5 protein-coding genes are annotated in these 2,045 nt (G+C 31.9%); 3 read left to right on the forward strand and 2 right to left on the reverse strand.

Annotation, left to right across the window (positions count from 1 at the left end; all coding sequences use genetic code 11):
* The 3 genes from VB264_RS24930 to VB264_RS24940 all read left to right on the forward strand — a co-directional run.
* The coding region (locus VB264_RS24930) for a hypothetical protein (RefSeq protein WP_323254102.1) at nt 1–238 on the forward strand (238 nt) is incomplete at its 5' end.
* 292 nt (nt 239–530) lie between these two features.
* Nucleotides 531–740 (forward strand): helix-turn-helix domain-containing protein, encoded by a 210-nt coding sequence (locus tag VB264_RS24935; protein WP_323254104.1) that lies wholly within the window; start codon nt 531–533, stop codon nt 738–740.
* 40 nt (nt 741–780) lie between these two features.
* Nucleotides 781–1,056, forward strand: a complete 276-nt coding sequence (locus tag VB264_RS24940) for a hypothetical protein (protein ID WP_323254106.1) — start codon at nt 781–783, stop codon at nt 1,054–1,056.
* Here the strand turns inward: VB264_RS24940 and VB264_RS24945 are convergent, their stop codons facing one another.
* On the reverse strand, nt 1,057–1,623 hold the full coding sequence (locus tag VB264_RS24945) for a hypothetical protein (protein WP_323254108.1): 567 nt from the start codon (nt 1,621–1,623) through the stop codon (nt 1,057–1,059).
* A 34-nt stretch (nt 1,624–1,657) separates the two neighbouring features.
* Complete coding sequence (locus VB264_RS24950; RefSeq protein ID WP_323254110.1) at nt 1,658–1,822, reverse strand: hypothetical protein; 165 nt, start codon at nt 1,820–1,822, stop codon at nt 1,658–1,660.
* Nucleotides 1,823–2,045 lie beyond the last annotated feature (223 nt).

Below are 2,045 nucleotides of genomic sequence, written 5' to 3' on the forward strand. Positions count from 1 at the left end.
GAATAAATCTTTAATTTTGATACCGATGATATTTTTCATTAAAAGGCTGTATTTGTTGCTTAGGAACTACAAATTTCAGCCTTTTTTTATTAATTCTGATTTTTCATCGGGTAGAGTAGACTTCAACTATTGGGGAGATATTAATTTAAAACTAAATGTATTACCAACATTTTTAAATATACCACTTGATTACAGAACAGAAAAGGAGATTAATGAACAAAAAAAGAATTTTGATTAAATACATTTATTATAAAAAAGAGAATAACAAGTAAAAACAATCTATATTCGAACAGACAAGTATTATCTTGAAGGTCGGTATGGTGCTATTCCATTCATTGATAATCTTTCAGAGATAATTACAAAATAGCAAGGACAATAAAAACCAGAAGATAATCTGAATAAATATGATGGAGCTTATCAAATAATTTTTTAAATTTATTTGATTGTTTTGTCCACCCCCTTCCCTGTAAAATTCATGCAAGTCATCTGCCTAGAAGAATCTGCCTTTTATGCTTTAGTAGAGCAGGTTGTTGCACGACGAAACGAATAAAGTAGAAAAGGAAAAATGGATTTCTGATGACCAAGCCATGCAACTCTTGAATATCAAATCAAAAACTACATTACAGAAATTAAGAGACGAAGGGAAAATTAGATTTTCTCAACCGCAAAAGAAAATTATCCTCTACGATAGAGAGTCCATCGACAAATACCTTGAGAGTAACGCTCATAAAATGTTTTAAATATCATAAGATTTGACACTTATAAACGACATTCAGTATTATGGACGAGCAAAAAAATATTGACTTGTATATCAAAGGTTTTAATCAAGGCTATATGATAGCATCATACGAACCAGAGCTTTCAGACAAACTTTCTAAGACGACAGGAGAAAGCTCTTTCATTGCTGGCATTCAAGATGGAAGACAACAATACTTAGATGAAAGATTTGAAGAAAAAATACCATCTTGGTTGAGAAATAATCCTTTAAAAGAAAAAGATAACAAACCCATCAAAAACGAAAAGGACAAAGACTTTGATATTGAACATGAGCGATAACTAGTCTCTATCTTTATCAATATCCAATTTTTTCTTTTCTGCAACGTCCTTTGAGTTTTCAGAAAAGTCTTTAGGCTTTGGTAATTCATACTGAGCCATAAAACTCTCAGGCATATTTTTAGATTGAGGGTCTGATTTCGTTATTCCACTTTTGCTAGGTTCGCTTTCTTTCTCCTTATCAATTATATCTTTTGTATTTTCATCAAAGTCCTTCGTCTGTGGATATTTATATTGAGATATAAAACTTTCAGGTGTATTCTTAGCATGTACATCTGATTTTTCTGTTTCGTTGGGAGCTGGTTCAGCTTCTTTCGATTTATCAGGCGAAAATTGTCTGTAATGAAGACTCTCCATGTAATTAAAGGATGATTTCACGTCTTTTACATCACCTTTAACGTTTTTCATCTGTTGATTATCAAGATTCTTGTATTCATTATCACTGAATTTGTAATCTATCATCTCCCGTATTTTCTCTGCTTGTTTAGGTTCTAAATTGACTAGCTCCTTCTCCAGTTTTTCATTAAAACCCTTTTGTATTCGGTATTTTTCCTGATTTAACCGTGCCACTTTCTGAGCGTTATTTTGACTGTAGTTAGGATTGCTATAGTTTGGGGGACGGAAAGGTTAGCTGAGGACCTCTATCAGGTCTTATGTTCTGTATTTCTAGGTCAATTGCCTCTATCCGAGCCTTAGCCTCTTTAAAAGATTCTTCAAGATGATTTAACTCTTCTGGAAATATTCTTTTTTCCTCTTTTTTGGTTTCCATCCCCTGAAAATTTATCAATTTATATAGGACATTCTAAATTAAGAAAAAAATGAATCTTTTTGTTTTTTTGCTTCTATTCGATTAAAAAAAACATTGAATTAACCATTAGACATTTTGAATACTAATTATTTATATTGTCGTGTGTGCGTGCGAACTTTGTACAAAAAGCTATGACAGCCTACGAAAAAGCTCGCAACAACCCACGGCAATTTAAATCTTTGAC

It is taken from the genome of Arcicella aquatica, from assembly GCF_034928825.1.
Lineage (GTDB): Bacteria > Bacteroidota > Bacteroidia > Cytophagales > Spirosomataceae > Arcicella > Arcicella aquatica.

Coding starts and splice junctions, on each gene's coding strand:
- VB264_RS24950 (WP_323254110.1), bottom strand. CDS start 1,822: ATGGAAACCAAAAAAGAGGAAAAAAGAATATTTCCAGAAGAGTTAAAT.
- VB264_RS24940 (WP_323254106.1), top strand. CDS start 781: ATGGACGAGCAAAAAAATATTGACTTGTATATCAAAGGTTTTAATCAA.